The organism is Providencia sp. PROV210 (assembly GCF_028479445.1).
Lineage (GTDB): Bacteria > Pseudomonadota > Gammaproteobacteria > Enterobacterales > Enterobacteriaceae > Providencia > Providencia rustigianii.
On the sequence record NZ_JAMPNQ010000015.1, the window covers coordinates 168023 to 186919 of the forward strand.

Below are 18897 nucleotides of genomic sequence, written 5' to 3' on the forward strand. Positions count from 1 at the left end.
TATGCATCTTTCTCCTGAACTTCTACAACGCCAACATCTAAAAATTATCAATCAGTTAACAGAGCACGCTAGTGAATTGCTGCCCCTGAGTGATACTGAATTAAATTTTTTGGCATTCAGTGATTTTGCGCTGAAACAGATTTTGGCTCATTCCCGTTTTTTGCAGCATCTACGCACTCAATTTCCGCAGGGAGATGAATGGCAGCAATACGGAAAATGGTTGGAGGAGGAGCTTGCATTAGTTACCCATGAAGATCATTTAATGCAGGTATTACGCACTTTCAGAAACCACATGATGGTGCGGATTGCTTGGATGCAAACCACTGAGTTATGTTCTCAACGAGAAACCATTTTACAACTGAGTGAATTAGCAGAATGCTTAATCGTTGCAGCTCGAGATTGGCTTTATAAAGAATATTGCCAATCTTGGGGAACACCTTGTGATAGAGATGGAAATCCTCAGCCGTTACTCGTTTTAGGGATGGGAAAATTAGGGGGGAGAGAGCTTAATTTTTCATCCGATATCGATTTGATTTTTGCTTATCCAGAAAATGGGGTGACCCGTGGCGGTCGCAAAGAGCTGGATAACGCGCAATTTTTTACCCGTTTGGGGCAGAAGTTAATCCGAGTACTTGACCAAGTCACTGTGCATGGGTTTGTTTATCGGGTTGATATGCGGTTACGTCCATTTGGCGATAGCGGCCCGTTAGTGTTTAGTTTTTCAGCATTAGAAGATTATTACCAAGAGCAAGGCCGTGATTGGGAACGCTACGCCATGGTCAAAGCCCGTATCATGGGGCCTGACAGCGTTCATTATGCCGACACGCTACGTAAGCTTTTACGTCCATTTGTTTATCGCCGTTACATTGATTTCAGTGTGATCCAATCGCTGAGAAACATGAAAAATATGATTGAACGGGAAGTTCGTCGCCGAGGTTTAGTGAATAACATTAAATTGGGTGCTGGAGGAATTCGTGAAATTGAGTTTATTTCCCAAGTTTTTCAGCTTATTCGTGGTGGACGCGAGCCTGTTTTACAATCCCAATCATTATTTACGGCCTTACAAGGTATTCAAGAATTAGCGTTATTACCGAGTGAGCAAGTTGAACAATTGCTGGAGTGCTACATTTTTCTGCGCCGTGTCGAAAACTTGCTGCAAAGTATTGATGACCAACAAACCCAAACGCTACCGGATGATGCGTTAAATCAGACTCGATTAATGTGGAGTATGGGCTGCTCAAGTTGGGATGATTTTTATCGTCAACTTAGCGATAAAATGGCCACGGTTCACCACATTTTTGCCGAGCAAATTGGCAGTGATGATGAAGAAGAAACTGCTGAAGAGTGTGATGAGATTTATATTACACTGTGGCAAAGCGAATTATCGAAAGAGGAACTTGCGAGCTATTTACCCTCAAAAGATGAGCAGGTAGCGGAAAAAGTGATCCATGGCATTAATATGTTCCGCCATGATCTTAATAAGCGCACAATTGGTCCTCGTGGGCGTGATGTTCTTGACGAGCTGATGCCAAAATTGCTAGCCAAAGTGGGGGAGCGCGAAGATGCAGGTCGCGTTATCGAACGCATTACGCCGTTGTTGCTCAGTATTGTTAGCCGAACCACCTATTTAGAATTAATGCTCGAATTCGATGAAGTTCTCACGCACGTTATTCGCTTGTGTGCGGCTTCTCCAATGATTGCAGAGCAATTAGCGCGTCATCCTCTACTACTTGATGAATTACTCGACCCGCAATCTCTATATCAACCGCTACCTCTTACGGCTTATCGAGACGAATTACGCCAATATTTAATGCGGGTGCCAGAGGACGATGAAGAGCAGCAACTCGAAGCCTTACGCCAATTTAAGCAGGCTCAGTTATTACGTATTGCCGCAGAGGATATTTCTGGGGTTCTCCCTGTTATGAAGGTCAGTGACCATTTGACGTATCTCGCAGAAGCGATTATTGATGCTGTCGTACATCAAGCATGGCAAATGATGGTCAAACGCTACGGTGAACCCGCTCATCTCGCTCAACAGGATGAAAAAAAGTATGGTTTCGCTGTATTAGGCTATGGCAAGCTGGGCGGCTGGGAGTTGGGGTATAGCTCTGATTTAGATTTAGTTTTCCTGTTTGATTGCCCGATAAATGTGGTGACAAATGGAGAGCGATCCATTGATGCGAGACAATTTTATCTGCGCGTCGCCCAGCGGATCATTCACCTATTTAGTACCCGAACGACGTCGGGAGTTTTGTATGAAGTAGATGCTAGACTTAGGCCTTCAGGGGAGTCAGGCATGCTAGTTAGTACAATCCAGTCGTTTGATGATTACCAAAAAAATGATGCATGGACATGGGAACACCAAGCCTTGATCCGCGCAAGAATGGTATTCGGTGATAGCCAGTTACAACAGAAATTCACTCAAATTCGTCATGAAACATTATGCTTACCGCGTGAACCTGACGTATTGCGCCAGCAGGTCCGAGATATGCGGGTGAAAATGCACCAGCATTTAGGTAGCCACCAAACCAACGAATTTGATTTGAAGGCCGATCCCGGTGGGATTACTGATATTGAATTTATTGCGCAATATTTAGTGTTGCGCTTTGCTGCCGAAAATCCAGCGTTGACACGGTGGTCTGATAATGTGCGAATTTTTGAGCTGATGGCTCAGTATGATTTTATGTCGGAAGACGAAGCGCACGGATTAACACTGGCTTATGTCACTATGCGAAATGAGCTGCACCATCTTGCACTGCAATCGTTGCCCAGTCGCGTCAGTAGCGAACAATTTTCAGCACAGCGTGAGTTAGTATTAGCAAGTTGGAAAAAATGGCTTGAGTAATTGATAGAGCTGCAAATTATTTTTGTCTATAGCGCAATATGGTAGTATTGGCGCCAATAATTATCGGATTTCCCATTTAAAAGACTGGAGTACGGGATGAAAGTAACACTTCCTGATTATAAACAAGCAGGTGTACTCGTTGTTGGTGATGTCATGTTAGACCGTTATTGGCATGGTCCGACTAATCGGATTTCACCAGAAGCACCGGTTCCGGTTGTTAAAGTTACCATGGTGGAAGAGCGCCCTGGCGGGGCAGCGAACGTTGCTATGAATATTGCATCTTTAGGTGCTAATTCCCGTCTGGTTGGGTTAACGGGTATCGATGATGCCGCGAAAGCCTTAACTGAAAATCTAAATGGCGTTAATGTCCGTTGTGATTTCGTCGCTATTCCCACCCATCCAACTATCACGAAATTACGTGTTTTATCCCGTAACCAGCAATTAATTCGCCTTGATTTTGAAGAAGGTTTCGAAAATGTTGATGCGCAGCCGATGTTGGAGCGTATCGAACAAGCATTACCTCATATTGGAGCGTTGGTACTTTCTGATTATGCCAAAGGCGCACTAAACGAAGTCGAGAAAATGATTGCGTTAGCCAATAAAGCGGGTGTTCCAGTACTGATTGACCCGAAAGGCAGCAATTTCGAACGTTACCGTGGTGCGACGTTGTTAACGCCAAATATGTCTGAATTTGAAGCCATTGTTGGGCGCTGCAAAGACAATCAAGATGTTGAAGAAAAAGGGATGAAACTCCTTGAGTCTTTAGAGTTATCTGCATTGTTGATTACCCGTTCTGAACAGGGAATGAGCTTGATTCGCCGTAATGAGCCACCGTTACATTTACCGACTGAAGCCCAAGAAGTGTTTGATGTCACGGGGGCTGGCGATACGGTGATTGGTGTGTTGGCCGCTTCTATTGCTTCCGGTCGCCCATTACATGAAGCTTGCGCATTAGCGAATGCCGCGGCGGGGGTTGTCGTGGGTAAACTGGGAACGTCCACTGTTTCCCCTATCGAATTAGAAAATGCCATTCGTGGTCGTGCCGAAAATGGTTTTGGTGTGATGACGGAAAGTCAACTCAAACAAGCGGTTGCGGATGCTAGGAAACGTGGTGAGCGCGTTGTGATGACTAACGGCTGTTTTGATATCCTGCATGCGGGGCATGTTTCTTATCTCGCAAACGCCCGTAAATTAGGTGACCGTCTAATTGTGGCGGTAAATAGCGATGCATCGACTCGTCGTTTGAAAGGTGAAACTCGCCCAGTAAACCCATTAGACCAACGCATGATTGTCCTTGGTGCATTGGGAGCAGTGGATTGGGTCGTACCTTTTGAGGAAGATACACCACAGCGTTTAATTTCCGAAATTCTGCCTGATATTTTAGTAAAAGGTGGCGATTATCAGCCAGACGAAATTGCAGGTAGCAAAGAAGTTTGGGCAGCTGGTGGTGAAGTGATGGTGTTGAATTTTGAAGATGGTATTTCAACCACAAATATCATTAAAAATATTATGAAAACCAAATAATTAGAAAATAATTTGGTATTTTAAAAAAGCCTAATTCTGGTATGAGATAAGTACTGGGGTTGGGCTTTTTTATTTGTGATAGTTTGTCTTAAATGCTAATGTTTGTATGACGTCATGTATTGACGTCATTTTTTACATCGAATTAAACTGGCATCAAGACTTGATGTCATGAGATTAACGATGATAAAAATTATGGAATTAACGTCCAGACACCGTAAAACAATGATTGATGTGCTGACTATTCCACCTAAATCAAGTATTAAGTGGGATGATGTCATTAGCTTAATCCATAATCTAGGAGGAATCGTTAAAAGTGGTAATGGTTCGAGACGAAAATTTATTTTATTAGGTTCTTTGTTTCAAACTCACCAGCCACATCCTGGTAATGTTATGGATAAAGGCGCTGTCAGCGGTTTACGTGAATGGTTCGAAAATGTAATAGGGGTGAAATATGATTAAAGGCAGCAATGTCATGACAATCGATGGGCATCCTGCATCAGTAGCCTATGAAGCTGAAATCAAAGCATTTAGAGGTAAATTTTTGGATGTCAGTGGTTATTGCGATTTTGTATCGGATAGCATTGAAGGGCTGAAAAAAGAGGCGAAAATTTCACTGGCTGAGTATATTGAGAGTTGTAAAGAAGAGGGTATTAAACCGTTCAAAGATGATGAAGTCATAAAATCGTTTACGCTACGTTACCCTAGTCGCTTAGAATCTCGTTTAGATGCAGTGGCAACAGCTAATAATTTATCTAAAAATCAATATATAGTTCAATTGCTTGAGCGTGAGCTAATTCCACGGTAAGCATTAAAATAAACATCGATAAAAGTGCCCTTACGATTTTTACAGGGCACTTTAGTTTTTGAATGAGTGAGCTCGTTCACCTCAATCAGCTTGTTTCTCTTCAATCACTTTTTCATCAGAAAAACGAGCTTCAAGGGCGCTAACACGCTGCTCCATTTTCATCAGTTTTTCGCGAGTGCGTAATAAAACTTGGGTTTGAATATCAAACTCTTCACGGCTGACTAAATCTAACTTGCCAAGTTGCGACTGTAATAGTGAACGGATTTTTTTATCGACGTCTTCACCTAAGTCACGGACGCCTTTCGGTAATGCACCTTGGATTTGGCGTGCAACTTGTTCAATTTTTTTCGGATCGAGCATTCGCGGGTCCTTCAATTCAGAATAGATAATTGTTGATAGTGTAATACCTGCAGCGCTATGAATAAACCTCCTTATGACATTATTATGAAAAGTACACTTTTCGCTTTGTTTTTATTGATGAAAAGTGTGAGTAACCCACCAGTTTATCGTTTGTTCGTTGCACCATTGAATTATTGGAGTTATATTAATTACGTAATCTCAGGGCGGGGTGAAAGTCCCCACCGGCGGTAACATGCATCGCGCATGAAGCCCGCGAGCGCTTTATTATTTATTCGCGTAGATAATAAAGGTCAGCAGATCCAGTGTGAATCTGGAGCCGACGGTCATAGTCCGGATGGGAGAGAATCACTGTATCTGCATACTTGTACCTTTGGGTGCAACGTTGTTCTACATATTGAATGGCTAAACAGCTGTAAGTTGTTGTATCTATTCATTTCTCGTATTCCTAAGACTGCCCTGGTTCTGGTAACTTAAATATTGTAACTTTAGAAGGTTTTTACCATGAATCAGACGCTACTTTCCGAATTCGGTAATCCAACCGAACGTGTCGAAAATGCAATCGAAGCACTGCGCCAAGGCAAAGGTATCCTCGTTCTTGATGATGAAGATCGTGAGAATGAAGGGGATTTAGTCTTTGCAGCAGAAACCATGACAACCGAGCAAATGGCTTTTACTATCCGTTATAGCAGCGGCATCGTTTGCTTGTGTATCACGGAAGAACGCCGTAAACAGCTCGATATTCCTATGATGGTTGAGCGAAATACCAGCCAAAACCAAACCGGTTTTACCGTGACTATCGAAGCCGCTAAAGGGGTAACTACAGGGGTTTCTGCCGCTGACCGTATCACTACCATCAAAACAGCGATTGCAGATAATGCGGTTCCAGCAGACATTAACCGCCCTGGTCACGTATTCCCATTACGCGGTCGTGAAGGTGGTGTTTTAGCGCGTCGTGGTCACACTGAAGCTTCAATAGATTTAGCGGTGTTGGCGGGCTTTAAGCCAGCGGGTGTGCTGTGTGAATTAACCAATGACGATGGTACGATGGCGCGCGCACCAGATGTGGTAGTCTTTGCCCGTGAGCACGGCTTAACGGTTGTTACCATTGATGATTTAGCTAACTACCGTCTTCAGATGGAAAAAAAAGCCAGCTAATTCGTTAATCAATTAGTTTGTTTGCATATTGAGTCGGCCACAAAGTTGCACACCTTTGTGGCCTTTATTTTATTGCCCTCAAATTATCCCATAGTCAAATTTTTTGATGATCATTCTCATAATTCCCCCACTGTGTTTTATTTAAAAAAGGGTATGCTGGTGACAGTAACTTTTTAGTGGAGCTTAGATCATCATGTCGACAAATAGCCAAAATACAGCCAGCCGGATGCCTGCCATTTTTATTGGTCATGGTAGTCCAATGAATGCCATTAATGACAACCCATATACTCAAGCGTGGGAAATTTTAGGTCAGACATTGCCTCGTCCAAAAGCCATTTTGGTGATCTCGGCACACTGGTATACCCGTGGTACTGCGATTACAGCCATGCTTAAACCGAAAACAATTCATGATTTTGGTGGCTTTCCTGATGAGCTTTATCAAATCCAATATCCAGCACCGGGTTCTCCTGAATTAGCTAATCGAGTTGCCAAGCTGTTGGCTCCAGAGCCTATTTATCAGGATAAAGAGGAGTGGGGGCTTGATCACGGAACATGGGAAATTTTAGTTCGTATGTATCCACAAGCAGATATTCCAGTGATCCAACTTAGTATTGACGGCACAAAACCAGCATCTTGGCATCACGAGCTCGGTAAAAAGTTATCGTCACTGCGTGATGAGGGGGTTCTGATCATGGGTAGCGGTAATGTGGTGCATAATTTGCGGGCGATGAATTGGCAAAATGCACAAGCTGAGCCTTATCCTTGGGCAACTTCATTTGAACAGTTTGTATCTGATAATTTGCATAGCCACGAATCACCTCACCCGTTAACCAAGGCATTAGAGCGTGAAGATGGTAAACAATCGAATCCATCAGCGGAACATTTTTTACCCATTTTACCCATTCTTGGAACTTGGGATGGTGAAGAAGATATTTCGGTTCCAATTGAGGGAATTGTTTCTGCATCATTGAGTATGATGTCGGTGATAGTGGGTTAACTTTTTCTTTTTAATGAATAAAAAAGCCCAAAGCATAAAATGCTTTGGGCTGGATACGTTTGCTAATATTTTTTAATCGATGATCGTATGCGGATAGAAACGTGATAAATCTTGAGTAATTAATTCTTTATCTTCACGAATACAGATCCCAGCAGGTTGATCATTCACTAACCAGCTACCCACTAAGGTATAGCTACCTTCAAATTGTGGAAGTGGATGGAATTGCTGGATGATCATACCTTCTTCACCATAAGGACCATCAGCAGAAGCAATCTCTTTGCCATTTTCAATCACGCGGATGTTTGCACCCTCACGAGAAAACAGTGGCTTGATCACGTAGCTATCAAGTTCTGGTTTATTACCATCAGCAAAATATGCTGGCAATAAGTTTGGATGGTCAGGGAACATTTCCCATAACATTGGTAGTAACGCTTTATTGGAAATAATACTCTTCCAAGCTGGCTCTAACCAACGTACACCGGCATCTTGCAGTTTAGTGGAGAAAATTTCTCTCAGCATAAACTCCCACGGATACAGCTTGAACAGGTTACTAATCACCTGATCTTGCGTATCGGTAAATTCGCCTTTTTCACCGAGACCGATATCATCGATATACAGGAATTCAGTCGCAACTCCGGCTTCATTTGCACAATCTTGTAGATATTGGACTGTACCGCGATCTTCTTCAGTATCACGACAGCAAGTCATGTGCAGCAGACGGAAACCATATTGATCTTTTAATTGACCAAAACGTTCGATCAGTTGCTCTTGAATACTATTAAATTGATCGGCATTTTCTGGCAAGTTACCCGCAGCAATTTGATCTTCCAACCAAATCCATTGGAAGAAGGCAGACTCATACAACGATGTAGGGGTATCTGCATTATTTTCCAGTAACTTTGGTGGGTTAACCCCATCGTATGCCAAATCAAGTCTGGAATATAATGACGGCTGTTCACTTTTCCATGAGCTACGAACAAATTCCCAACAATGTTTAGGAATTTGGAAACGAGCGAGAAGCTCATCACTTTGTACCACTTTGTCGACGACTTTCAGGCACATTTGATGAATTTCAGCCGTAGCTTCTTCGATTTCTTCAATTTGAGCCAGCGTAAATTGGTAGTAGGCATCTTCAGACCAGTATGGCTCACCATACATGGTGTGAAATTCAAAACCAAATTCCGCCGCTTTTTCACGCCAGTTAGGGCGCTCTACAATAGGAACACGTTTCATTACTTATCAACCACCCATAGAGCGGGAAGATGAACTTGATTTAGCTGACGAAGAAGATTTTTGCGCCATAGCTTGTTTATTAACGGTATCACCGAACCCACCACGGGTGACGGTTGATGTTGTTGCTGGTTTAGGTGCCATGGCTGTTTTTGGTACGCTCATAGAACGACCGCCAGCTACTGCTGGGCCATAGTTTTTGCCCGTTGCATCGACAAATTTACCATTCGCTGGGCTAGCCGGATTTTTTGAGCTGAACAGCGGTTGAGAGGCTGCGCTACCGCCCATCATTCTCCCCATCATATAGCCCATCATTAATGGCATCCACATGCTGCCGCCGCCACTTTGTGCTTGTGCCGTTTGTTCACCTGCCGCTGGAGTGCTGCTGGTTCCTGCAATTCCTGCTTGAGCTGGAGCTTGAGTACACATTGACTCACCAAATTCAGCAATACAGTCTTCTTGGGTTGCATACTTTGGTGCCGTTTTAGCGGCTTCATTCAGTGCGTTATTATAGGCAATAGTACACTGCTCAGCTTGGGATGGATTAGCTTGGCTACAATCTTGCGCATTGGTGTACAGAGAAACGGTTTCATCGCTTTCTTCGCAAGCAGACAGCATAAATACTGCACTAACTGCCACTGCCACAGGTGCCAAACGGTATGAACGCCAAGATTTACGGAAGGCGCTTTGATTTATATCTTTGGTACGCTTCATGGTCATGGTAATTACCTTGAATTAATAATAAGTAAGATGTTTTTTTGTTGCCCTTAGAATAGGGGATATGCGCAGAAAGTTAAAGTACAAATGCTGAACAAATTGAATGAAATTAGTAATTTTAGGATATTGATTAGATTTCTGAGACTTATTGCTCAAAAGCCACTAAATTCGGTATGAAGGAATAGCAGATAAAAAAATAGCTCGCGATATTTGCGAGCTATTTTTACCTAACAATCAAATGATTATTTAATTGTTGGTGCGGTAGAATTACGAATGATGCTATCAGGTGCAGTTGAGATTTCTTTGCCTAAGCTAGCATTTAAACGTGCAATATCGTCTTCGTTTAATGTGCCGCGAGCAAATTCGATGTTCAACTGGTTAATCATATAGTCATAACGTGCATTCGACAGGTTTTGTTTGGCTTGGTATAGCGCTGTCGTTGCCGTTAACACATCAACAATTGTACGTGTCCCAACTTGGTAACCGGCTTCCATCGCATCTAATGAGCTCTGTGCAGAAACAACCACTTGTTTGTAAGCGTTGATGCTGCTGATTGAAGACGTCACGTTGTTATAAGAAGAACGCACTAATTGAATCACATTACGGTAAACGCTTTCGAGTTGCTCACTGGCACTTTGGAAACCATATTGTGCTTGTTCAACTTGAGAGCTAGTTGCTCCGCCAGTATAAAGTGGCACACTTAGCGTTAAACCAATACTATTTTGACCATTGTAGCTGTTGGATGCGCCACCCGTCGTTCTGTCGTAGCCGCTACCATGATTATAGGTGTTTGCTACACTCGTGGAGGCATCTAAACCTACTGTTGGCATATGGCCAGTTTCTGCTAAACGAATGTTTTCACGAGAAACATCTTGGGCTAAACGCGCACTTAACAGGCTGAGGTTACGTTGTTCAGCTTCTTTCAGGATGGTATCAACATCATCTGGATTGGCTGTTTTGAAGCGGTCGATATTTAACGATGCTAATTGACCGTAATAGACGCCACTTACTTGACGCAGTTTTTCAACCGCATTTTCTAACGCATTTCGGCCTGCAACTTCTTGTGCAATAACGCTATCGTAGTTGGCACGGGCGTTTTGTACGTCAGTGATCGCTACTAAGCCAACATTAAAACGCTGAGTAGTTTGGTCTAATTGGCGATAAACCGCTTCTTTATTCGCTTGAATATAAGATAACGCATCAATAGCTTTTAATACGTTGAAGTAGGCGGTTGAGGTATCTAAAATCAGTTGTTGTTGGCTTGTTTGATAGGTAACGTCTGAAATTCCTGCTGTTTTTTCTTGCAGATCCAGTAGACGCCATTTGGACATATCAAACACAGTTTGGGTTAATTTCAGAGAAGCATTAAGACCTGTACTTTCTGTGTCCCTTGCATCACGGTAACCACTGCCATAAGTTGCACCAGCCCCTAAACCTAATTGAGGTAACAGTGGGCTACGCGCTTCATTGATTTTCTCAAAAGCTTGATTACGTTCTGCGAACGATTTTCTGAGTTCAGGGTTACTGTCTTTCGATTTTTGATAAACCTGAAGTAAATCTTCTGCGTAACTGTTAGCACTGAGACCCACAAAACTCATAGCAATAAAAAGGGGAAGCAGTTTCTTCATTTGGATTCCTTGATTAAACAGCAAATTATGTTGAGCCTGTTATCTACAATGTATCATGTGCCTGCACTATGAAGAGTCAATACCGCTCTCAAAACAGACCCTATTGTTGCTCATAAATTTGAATAATGGCGCATATTGTAGCAGAGGATAGCCACCGATAACGGTAGCCTTTTGTGCCATTTAGTCTCAATTAACCTAAACATTACCTCATCTAAGGCTAAAAAACCTTAAAAACAGTTTTAATTACCCGTTTTTTATTAGTATAAAAACCCATAGATTAGGAGATAGTCATGACCAACAACATCGAACCGCCAGTTAAATTCAGTAAAAATGATATTGAAATTATATCTAAGCGTAAATTATTTAACGGTTTTTTTCAAATTATTGAATATCGATTTAAGCACCGATTATTTGCGGGTGGCTGGAGTAAAGAAATTGTCCGAGAAGTCTTTGAAAGGGGACATGCAGGAGCAGTATTACCCTATGATCCTCAAGAGGATAAGGTGGTACTGATTGAGCAAATTCGCTTTCCTGCCATTGAGTCTAGCGAAACGCCGTGGTTGTTAGAAATTGTGGCTGGAATGATTGAACAAAATGAATCTCCTGAAGAAGTGGTCCGACGTGAATCCGTCGAAGAGGCTGGATTAACGCTTGGGCGAACTGAAAAAGTGATTAGCTATCTTTCTAGTCCAGGAGGGACCTCGGAACGCATTCATGTTTTTGTCGGTGAAGTCGATAGTGCTCAAGCGAAAGGTATCCATGGGTTAGCGACCGAAAATGAAGATATTCGGGTGCATGTGGTGAGCCGTGACCAAGCATATCAATGGGTTGAAAGTGGTAAAGTTGATAATGCGGCGACGGTAATCGCCATTCAATGGCTGCAACTAAATTATCAAAAATTGCATGAAAAATGGGTGAAACAGATTTAATTAACCATTAATCTAATGAAGTGTGTGCTAATTAGCAGATATTGAGTAAGTAGTCAGGTTAGAATCATACCGTTATTGACTCCACTACTTGGATAAATTGGTTTAAGTCTATTTTTGAGGAAAAGGAATACTTTTGGACAGCCAGCTTAAAGTGACTGCTAATAACCCTAATGTTGTTAGAATTTTACAAGTTACTGATACGCATCTTTTTGCTGATACGGAAAATACCCTTTTAGGGATCAATACTTACCGAAGCTATCATGCGGTACTTGATGCTATTGCAGAACAGAATTTACCTATCGACTTAATCGTGGCGACAGGGGATCTGGTTCAAGATCAATCACCAAAAGCTTACCAGCATTTTGCTACAGGAATTGAACATATTCCTGCGCCTTGTGTTTGGCTACCGGGGAACCATGATTATCCACCGGCGATGGTCGGTACCTTAAAAATAGCCGGTATTTCCAGTGCAAAGCAGGTATTTATCGGTGATGAATGGCAAATTTTGATGCTTGATAGCCAACTGCAAGATGTGGCACATGGTGAATTATCTGAACAACAATTGGAATGGATGAAAGCGTGTTTGGATGCGGAGCCAACGCGAACAACGCTAATCATGTTGCATCATCATCCGTTGCCTTCAGGTTGTACTTGGCTGGATCAACATAGCCTGAGAAACTCACATATTTTAGCTGACTATCTCAAGAATTATCCCAATGTAAAAGCCATGCTATGTGGGCACATTCATCAAGAAATGGATGAGGATTGGCACGGTATTCGGTTACTGGCGACACCATCAACTTGTGTTCAGTTTAAACCTCACTGCACGAATTTTGCTTTGGATTGTATGGCTCCAGGTTGGCGTTATTTGGAGCTGTGTATCGATGAAAATGGTCATCGAGAAATCACGACCCATGTCCACCGTTTAAATACGCGGGAATTTAGCCCTGACCTTGAGTCTGATGGTTACTGATGGCGACCTTATTATATATCCACGGATTTAATAGCTCGCCATTATCCGAGAAGGCGAGCAGCCTGAAAACATGGCTGTCGATCAACTATCCACACATCAAAATGATCGTGCCTCAATTACCTAATTATCCCCAGCAAGCCGCAGAGATGCTCGACAAAATTATTGCTGACCATCAGCATCAAAATATCGGTTTGGTGGGTTCTTCATTAGGTGGTTACTTTTCAATTTACTTTTCTGAACGTTATCAAATTCCTGCGGTACTTGTGAATCCAGCGGTGCGCCCTTTTGATTTATTGAGCGATTATTTGGGTGAAAATACCAATCCCTATACCCATGAAACTTATGTATTAGAGCCTCAACATATACATGAGTTAAAGGCGCTTCATCTAGAAAAGATAACGTCACCCAATCTACTTTGGTTATTACAGCAAATGGGGGATGAGGTACTTGATTATCGCCAAGCCGTTGCCTATCTTTCAGAGTGTAAACAAACGGTGGAACCAAACGGAAATCATTCCTTTATTGGGTTTGACAGTTATTTCCCTCAAATAATTCGCTTTCTGGGGCTGATAGAAGACGCTCAGAAGTAGAGAATTTATAGAAATAGTGCGAAAACACGAAGACACTGTTATTATCAACAGTAACTCTCTGATTGAATATACCCGATATATTTGAATTATTTAGGATATAGTTCGATTAATCACCTATTACCGCAGAATGACAACATGACTCAATCTAGTTATAACGCAGAGGACATTGAAGTCCTCAGTGGTTTGGAGCCTGTTCGCCGTCGTCCTGGCATGTACACTGACACCAGTCGACCGAACCATCTGGCACAAGAAGTAATTGATAACAGTGTCGATGAAGCCTTAGCAGGTCACGCTGGGCACATTGAAGTGATTTTATATCCCGATCAATCCTTAGAAGTGATTGATAACGGGCGTGGTATGCCTGTTGATATCCACCCTGAAATGAAAGTGTCCGCGGTGGAATTGATCTTAGGGCAACTCCATGCGGGTGGAAAATTCTCCAACAAGAACTACCAATTCTCTGGTGGTCTACATGGTGTTGGGATTTCCGTAGTAAATGCGTTATCAAAACGTATTGAAGTCACAGTGCGCCGTGATGGTCAGGTCTACCAAATCGCGTTTGAAAATGGCGATAAAGTTGAAGACTTACATGTCATCGGCACTTGTGGCAAACGAAACACAGGAACCAGTGTCCATTTCTGGCCTGATGTTAGCTACTTTGATAGCCCAAGATTTTCAGTTTCTCGTTTAACGCATAACCTAAAAGCAAAAGCAGTTTTATGCCCTGGCGTACAAATTACGTTTAAGGATCTGCTCAATGAAACTGAGCAAAGCTGGTGCTATAGCGATGGTTTAACAGACTATTTAATGGAGTCGGTGGACGGGTATGAAACATTACCCGTCAAACCATTCACAGGCGAATTATCTGGTGAAGTAGAAGCGGCTCAATGGGCATTACTTTGGTTACCAGAAGGTGGTGAACTTCTCACTGAAAGCTACGTTAACCTGATCCCAACAGCACAGGGTGGAACCCACGTTAATGGTTTGCGCCAAGGTTTATTAGATGCCATGCGTGAATTCTGTGAATTCCGTAATATCTTGCCTCGTGGCGTGAAATTATCCGCGGAAGATATCTGGGATCGCTGTGCGTATGTCTTATCCGTTAAGATGCAAGATCCGCAATTTGCAGGGCAAACGAAAGAACGTCTATCCTCTCGTCAATGTGCAGCGTTTGTTTCTGGTGTTGTTAAAGATGCTTTCAGCTTGTGGCTAAACCAAAACGTTCAAGTTGCAGAGCAGCTGGCCGAAATGGCGATTTCTAGTGCTCAACGTCGCTTACGCGCTTCCAAAAAAGTGGTGCGTAAGAAACTCACTAGTGGCCCTGCTTTACCCGGAAAATTGGCGGATTGTAGCTCTCAAGATCTTTCAATGACCGAATTATTCTTGGTTGAAGGGGATTCCGCAGGGGGCTCGGCAAAACAAGCCCGTGACCGTGAATTCCAAGCGATTATGCCTTTGCGCGGTAAGATTTTGAATACATGGGAAGTTTCTTCTGATGAGGTTTTAGCCTCTCAAGAAGTCCATGATATTTCTGTCGCGATTGGTATGGACCCCGATAGTGAAGATATGTCCCAGCTCCGTTACGGTAAAGTGTGCATTCTCGCGGATGCGGACTCCGATGGATTGCATATCGCGACATTATTGTGCGCCCTGTTTGTTCGCCATTTCCCTAAACTAGTGAGAGAAGGGCATGTGTATATGGCGATGCCGCCTTTGTACCGTATCGACTTAGGGAAAGAGACACACTACGCCTTAGATGAAAGCGAAAAAAATGCGGTGCTAGACAGATTAAGCCGTAAGAAAGGTAAACCCAACGTTCAACGCTTTAAAGGTTTGGGTGAAATGAACCCACCACAACTGCGTGAAACAACGTTAGATCCGAATACTCGCCGCCTTGTTCAGTTAACTATCGATGATGATAATTACACTGAAACCATGTCGATGATGGATATGCTTCTTGCAAAAAAACGCTCTGAAGACCGCCGTAATTGGCTGCAAGAAAAGGGTGATACGGCAGAAATTGAAGTCTGATCTCAAGCAGATAAATTAGAGTAAGGAACGTATTGAATGAGTGAAATTACTCATGATGGTGTGGAGCGTATTCCGCTTCAAACCTTTACTGAAAACGCCTATCTGAACTACTCCATGTACGTCATCATGGATAGAGCGTTGCCGTTTATCGGTGATGGGCTCAAGCCAGTCCAGCGCCGCATTGTGTATGCCATGTCTGAATTGGGACTGAGCAACGCAGCGAAGTATAAAAAATCCGCTAGAACCGTCGGTGATGTATTAGGTAAATATCATCCTCATGGAGATAGTGCCTGTTATGAAGCCATGGTGTTAATGGCGCAGCCATTCTCATATCGCTATCCATTGGTGGATGGGCAGGGGAACTGGGGGGCACCGGATGATCCTAAATCATTCGCCGCGATGCGTTATACAGAATCTCGTTTATCTAAATATGCTGAAGTATTACTTAGCGAATTAGCCCATGGCACGGTTGATTGGGTTCCTAACTTTGACGGTACCTTAAACGAACCGAAAATGTTACCCGCTCGTCTACCCAATATTTTATTGAATGGGACGACGGGGATCGCAGTCGGGATGGCAACAGATATCCCGCCTCATAATGCCCGTGAAGTGGCAAGTGCATTAGTGGCATTACTTGAGAAACCAAAGCTAAATCTCGACGACATTATGCAATATATTCCGGGGCCTGATTACCCGACTGAGGCGGAAATTATTTCGTCGCCGGAAGATATTCGTAAGATTTATCAAAATGGTCGTGGTTCAGTTCGCATGCGTGCTGTATGGGAAAAAGAAGATGGCAATGCGGTGATCACTGCACTTCCTCACCAAGTTTCTGGTGCGAAAGTGCTTGAGCAAATTGCTAACCAAATGCGTGCGAAGAAGCTCCCAATGGTGGAAGATTTACGTGATGAATCTGACCATGAGAATCCAACGCGATTAGTGATTGTTCCTCGCAGTAACCGTGTAGATCTTGAACAAGTCATGACCCACTTGTTTGCAACCACAGACTTAGAGCGAAGCTATCGTGTTAACTTAAACATGATTGGATTAGACAACCGCCCATCAGTCAAAGGTCTGGTTGAAATTCTGAATGAGTGGATTACATACCGTCGTCAAACGGTGCGTAATCGCTTAAATCATCGTTTAGAAAAAGTATTAAGACGCCTGCATATTTTAGATGGTTTATTAATCGCATATTTAAATATTGATGAAGTGATTGAGATCATCCGCGCAGAAGAAGAACCTAAGCCTGTGTTAATGTCCCGTTTTAATATTAGCGAGACACAAGCTGAAGCTATTTTAGAGTTAAAATTACGTCACTTAGCGAAACTCGAAGAGATGAAAATTCGCGGTGAGCAAGATGAATTAGCCAAAGAGCGTGATGAATTACAGGCTATTTTAGGCTCTGAAGCTCGCTTGAATACCTTGATTAAAAAAGAAATTCAGGCTGATGCAAAAGCGTATGGGGATGATCGTCGTTCACCATTGCAAGAGCGTGAAGAAGCAAAAGCACTGAGTGAACACGAAATTTTACCGTCAGAGCCGATCACCGTTGTGTTATCTGATATGGGATGGGTGCGCAGTGCGAAAGGGCATGATATTGAGCCAAGTAACCTGAGCTATAAAGCGGGGGATAGCTTTAAAGAAGCCGCCAGAGGTAAATCTAATCAAGCTGCGGTCTTCCTTGATTCAACCGGACGCAGCTATTCCGTAGATCCTCTGGAATTGCCTTCTGCTCGTAGCCAAGGCGAGCCACTTACGGGTAAATTAACGTTACCGCCAGGTGCGACGATTGAGCATGTGTTAATGGCGCCAGAAGAGCAAAAATACTTGATGGCGTCTGATGCAGGTTACGGTTTCATTTGTACCTTTAATGATTTGGTTACCAAGAATAAAACCGGTAAGGCTCTAATTTCATTGCCTGAAAATGCCAAAGTTCTATCGCCAATTGAGCTGAATAACGAAAAAGAAGATTTGTTATTAGCAATTACTAAAGCGGGAAGAATGTTGTTATTCCCAGTATCAGATCTCCCTCAGTTATCGAAAGGGAAAGGGAATAAAATCATTAATATCACCGGTGCGCAAGCCGCCAGTGGTGAAGACCTGCTGGTTTGGCTGATGGTGGTACCACCTCAATCGGCGATTACCCTCTATTTTGGTAAGCGTAAACTGAAATTTAAATCTGAAGACTTGCAAAAATATCGTGCTGAGCGTGGTCGTAAGGGGACAACCCTACCTCGTGGTTTGCATAATATTGAACGTATCGATGTTGATACAGTGAATGCAGAGTAAAAATAACAAGAATGTATGGGCTTGTTTCAAGCCCTTTGAATAAGTTAAGGAATCTTATGCTAGCGCTAATTAGAGCTATCATTGTTATTATATTTACCATTTTGGTGTGTGTTGGCGGCAGTATTTATTGCTTATTTAGCCCGCGTAACCCAAAACACGTGATGACGTTCGGACATGCATTTGGTCGTTTATCATCGGTATTAGGTATCAAAATGATTGACCGTGTTCCAGCTAAAGCTAAGAACTATGGTCCAAGTATCTATATTGGAAATCACCAAAATAACTACGATATGGTGACGATGTCGAATGGTGTTCAACCAAGAACCGTGACAGTGGGTAAAAAAAGCCTCGTTCTGATCCCTTTCTTTGGGTTCTTATATTGGATTACGGGAAATATTTTAATTGACCGTGGTAACCGTTCAAAAGCCCATAACACAATTTCTCAAGTTGCAGACCAAATCAAATCTCGCAAAATTTCGGTATGGATGTTCCCTGAAGGTACTCGTAGCCGTGGGCGTGGGTTGCTGCCATTTAAGACGGGGGCATTTCATGCCGCGATTGCCGCTGGAGTTCCGATTGTTCCCGTGTGTGTTTCGACCACTCAAGGAAAAATAAAGCTCAATCGTTGGAATAATGGCCATGTGATTATCGAAATGTTGGAGCCTATCGATACATCCGGTTATACCAAAGAGCAGGTCAGAGAATTATCTGAATATTGCCATGACCTGATGGAAGCTAAAATCAAAGAGTTAGATAAAGAAGTTGAAGCGTTGAATAAGCGTTAATATCTAGGCTATATCAGGCGATAGAGCATTTATTTC

The 18897-nt window shown here is 42.9% G+C and carries 16 protein-coding genes and 1 riboswitch; of the genes, 12 read left to right on the forward strand and 4 right to left on the reverse strand.

Annotated elements, in window-relative coordinates:
* Position 1: 1 nt before the first annotated feature.
* The 4 genes from glnE to PR761_RS12465 all read left to right on the forward strand — a co-directional run bounded on the left by glnE (position 2) and on the right by PR761_RS12465 (position 5174).
* The gene (gene glnE / locus PR761_RS12450; RefSeq protein ID WP_112837329.1) at positions 2-2845 is read left to right on the forward strand and encodes a bifunctional [glutamate--ammonia ligase]-adenylyl-L-tyrosine phosphorylase/[glutamate--ammonia-ligase] adenylyltransferase; all 2844 of its coding nucleotides are present in this window, start codon (positions 2-4) and stop codon (positions 2843-2845) included.
* A 96-nt stretch (positions 2846-2941) separates the two neighbouring features.
* A complete protein-coding gene (gene hldE, locus PR761_RS12455) occupies positions 2942-4369 on the forward strand; it encodes a bifunctional D-glycero-beta-D-manno-heptose-7-phosphate kinase/D-glycero-beta-D-manno-heptose 1-phosphate adenylyltransferase HldE (protein ID WP_006814121.1) in 1428 nt (475 codons plus the stop codon).
* A 180-nt stretch (positions 4370-4549) separates the two neighbouring features.
* Positions 4550-4828 (forward strand): type II toxin-antitoxin system HicA family toxin, encoded by a 279-nt coding sequence (locus PR761_RS12460; protein ID WP_006814120.1) that lies wholly within the window; start codon positions 4550-4552, stop codon positions 4826-4828.
* Positions 4821-5174 (forward strand): type II toxin-antitoxin system HicB family antitoxin, encoded by a 354-nt coding sequence (locus PR761_RS12465; RefSeq protein ID WP_006814118.1) that lies wholly within the window; start codon positions 4821-4823, stop codon positions 5172-5174. The genes PR761_RS12460 and PR761_RS12465 overlap by 8 nt, the downstream gene beginning before the upstream one ends.
* Before the next feature lie 81 nt (positions 5175-5255).
* Here the strand turns inward: PR761_RS12465 and ubiK are convergent, their stop codons facing one another.
* Positions 5256-5534 carry a ubiquinone biosynthesis accessory factor UbiK gene (gene ubiK / locus PR761_RS12470; protein WP_126461731.1) on the reverse strand — a complete coding sequence of 93 codons (279 nt, stop codon included), beginning with the start codon at positions 5532-5534 and terminating at the stop codon, positions 5256-5258.
* Positions 5535-5724: 190 nt separating this feature from the next.
* Positions 5725-5884: riboswitch (FMN riboswitch) on the forward strand.
* Between the two features lie 151 nt (positions 5885-6035).
* On the opposite strand from ubiK, the gene ribB reads away from it, so the two are divergent.
* Entirely contained in the window at positions 6036-6689 is a 654-nt protein-coding gene (gene ribB, locus PR761_RS12475) for a 3,4-dihydroxy-2-butanone-4-phosphate synthase (protein ID WP_006814113.1), read from the forward strand.
* Positions 6690-6882: 193 nt separating this feature from the next.
* Positions 6883-7686, forward strand: a complete 804-nt coding sequence (gene ygiD, locus PR761_RS12480) for a 4,5-DOPA dioxygenase extradiol (protein ID WP_154610933.1) — start codon at positions 6883-6885, stop codon at positions 7684-7686.
* A 72-nt stretch (positions 7687-7758) separates the two neighbouring features.
* Here the strand turns inward: ygiD and PR761_RS12485 are convergent, their stop codons facing one another.
* The 3 genes from PR761_RS12485 to tolC all read right to left on the reverse strand — a co-directional run bounded on the left by PR761_RS12485 (position 7759) and on the right by tolC (position 11261).
* Complete coding sequence (locus PR761_RS12485; protein WP_126461724.1) at positions 7759-8919, reverse strand: glutathionylspermidine synthase family protein; 1161 nt, start codon at positions 8917-8919, stop codon at positions 7759-7761.
* 6 nt (positions 8920-8925) lie between these two features.
* The gene (locus PR761_RS12490; protein WP_006814109.1) at positions 8926-9636 is read right to left on the reverse strand and encodes a DUF1190 family protein; all 711 of its coding nucleotides are present in this window, start codon (positions 9634-9636) and stop codon (positions 8926-8928) included.
* 239 nt (positions 9637-9875) lie between these two features.
* Entirely contained in the window at positions 9876-11261 is a 1386-nt protein-coding gene (gene tolC / locus PR761_RS12495) for an outer membrane channel protein TolC (RefSeq protein ID WP_006814108.1), read from the reverse strand.
* A 290-nt stretch (positions 11262-11551) separates the two neighbouring features.
* On the opposite strand from tolC, the gene nudF reads away from it, so the two are divergent.
* From nudF to PR761_RS12525, 6 genes are all read left to right on the forward strand, one after another.
* A complete protein-coding gene (gene nudF / locus PR761_RS12500; protein WP_006814107.1) occupies positions 11552-12190 on the forward strand; it encodes an ADP-ribose diphosphatase in 639 nt (212 codons plus the stop codon).
* A gap of 133 nt (positions 12191-12323) precedes the next feature.
* Positions 12324-13163, forward strand: a complete 840-nt coding sequence (gene cpdA / locus PR761_RS12505) for a 3',5'-cyclic-AMP phosphodiesterase (RefSeq protein ID WP_006814106.1) — start codon at positions 12324-12326, stop codon at positions 13161-13163.
* Positions 13163-13753, forward strand: coding sequence for an esterase YqiA (yqiA, locus tag PR761_RS12510; RefSeq protein WP_006814104.1), 591 nt, complete (start codon positions 13163-13165; stop codon positions 13751-13753). The genes cpdA and yqiA overlap by 1 nt, the downstream gene beginning before the upstream one ends.
* 135 nt (positions 13754-13888) lie before the next feature.
* On the forward strand, positions 13889-15784 hold the full coding sequence (gene parE, locus PR761_RS12515) for a DNA topoisomerase IV subunit B (protein ID WP_006814103.1): 1896 nt from the start codon (positions 13889-13891) through the stop codon (positions 15782-15784).
* Between the two features lie 36 nt (positions 15785-15820).
* Positions 15821-18076, forward strand: coding sequence for a DNA topoisomerase IV subunit A (gene parC, locus PR761_RS12520; protein WP_112837327.1), 2256 nt, complete (start codon positions 15821-15823; stop codon positions 18074-18076).
* A gap of 56 nt (positions 18077-18132) precedes the next feature.
* Entirely contained in the window at positions 18133-18861 is a 729-nt protein-coding gene (locus PR761_RS12525) for a 1-acylglycerol-3-phosphate O-acyltransferase (RefSeq protein WP_112837326.1), read from the forward strand.
* Positions 18862-18897 lie beyond the last annotated feature (36 nt).

Bases quoted from the DNA above. Each gene is read 5' to 3' on its own strand.
- glnE (WP_112837329.1), top strand. From the start codon at position 2: ATGCATCTTTCTCCTGAACTTCTACAACGCCAACATCTAAAAATTATC.
- hldE (WP_006814121.1), top strand. From the start codon at position 2,942: ATGAAAGTAACACTTCCTGATTATAAACAAGCAGGTGTACTCGTTGTT.
- PR761_RS12460 (WP_006814120.1), top strand. From the start codon at position 4,550: ATGATAAAAATTATGGAATTAACGTCCAGACACCGTAAAACAATGATT.
- PR761_RS12465 (WP_006814118.1), top strand. From the start codon at position 4,821: ATGATTAAAGGCAGCAATGTCATGACAATCGATGGGCATCCTGCATCA.
- ubiK (WP_126461731.1), bottom strand. From the start codon at position 5,534: ATGCTCGATCCGAAAAAAATTGAACAAGTTGCACGCCAAATCCAAGGT.
- ribB (WP_006814113.1), top strand. From the start codon at position 6,036: ATGAATCAGACGCTACTTTCCGAATTCGGTAATCCAACCGAACGTGTC.
- ygiD (WP_154610933.1), top strand. From the start codon at position 6,883: ATGTCGACAAATAGCCAAAATACAGCCAGCCGGATGCCTGCCATTTTT.
- PR761_RS12485 (WP_126461724.1), bottom strand. From the start codon at position 8,919: ATGAAACGTGTTCCTATTGTAGAGCGCCCTAACTGGCGTGAAAAAGCG.
- PR761_RS12490 (WP_006814109.1), bottom strand. From the start codon at position 9,636: ATGACCATGAAGCGTACCAAAGATATAAATCAAAGCGCCTTCCGTAAA.
- tolC (WP_006814108.1), bottom strand. From the start codon at position 11,261: ATGAAGAAACTGCTTCCCCTTTTTATTGCTATGAGTTTTGTGGGTCTC.
- nudF (WP_006814107.1), top strand. From the start codon at position 11,552: ATGACCAACAACATCGAACCGCCAGTTAAATTCAGTAAAAATGATATT.
- yqiA (WP_006814104.1), top strand. From the start codon at position 13,163: ATGGCGACCTTATTATATATCCACGGATTTAATAGCTCGCCATTATCC.
- parE (WP_006814103.1), top strand. From the start codon at position 13,889: ATGACTCAATCTAGTTATAACGCAGAGGACATTGAAGTCCTCAGTGGT.
- parC (WP_112837327.1), top strand. From the start codon at position 15,821: ATGAGTGAAATTACTCATGATGGTGTGGAGCGTATTCCGCTTCAAACC.
- PR761_RS12525 (WP_112837326.1), top strand. From the start codon at position 18,133: ATGCTAGCGCTAATTAGAGCTATCATTGTTATTATATTTACCATTTTG.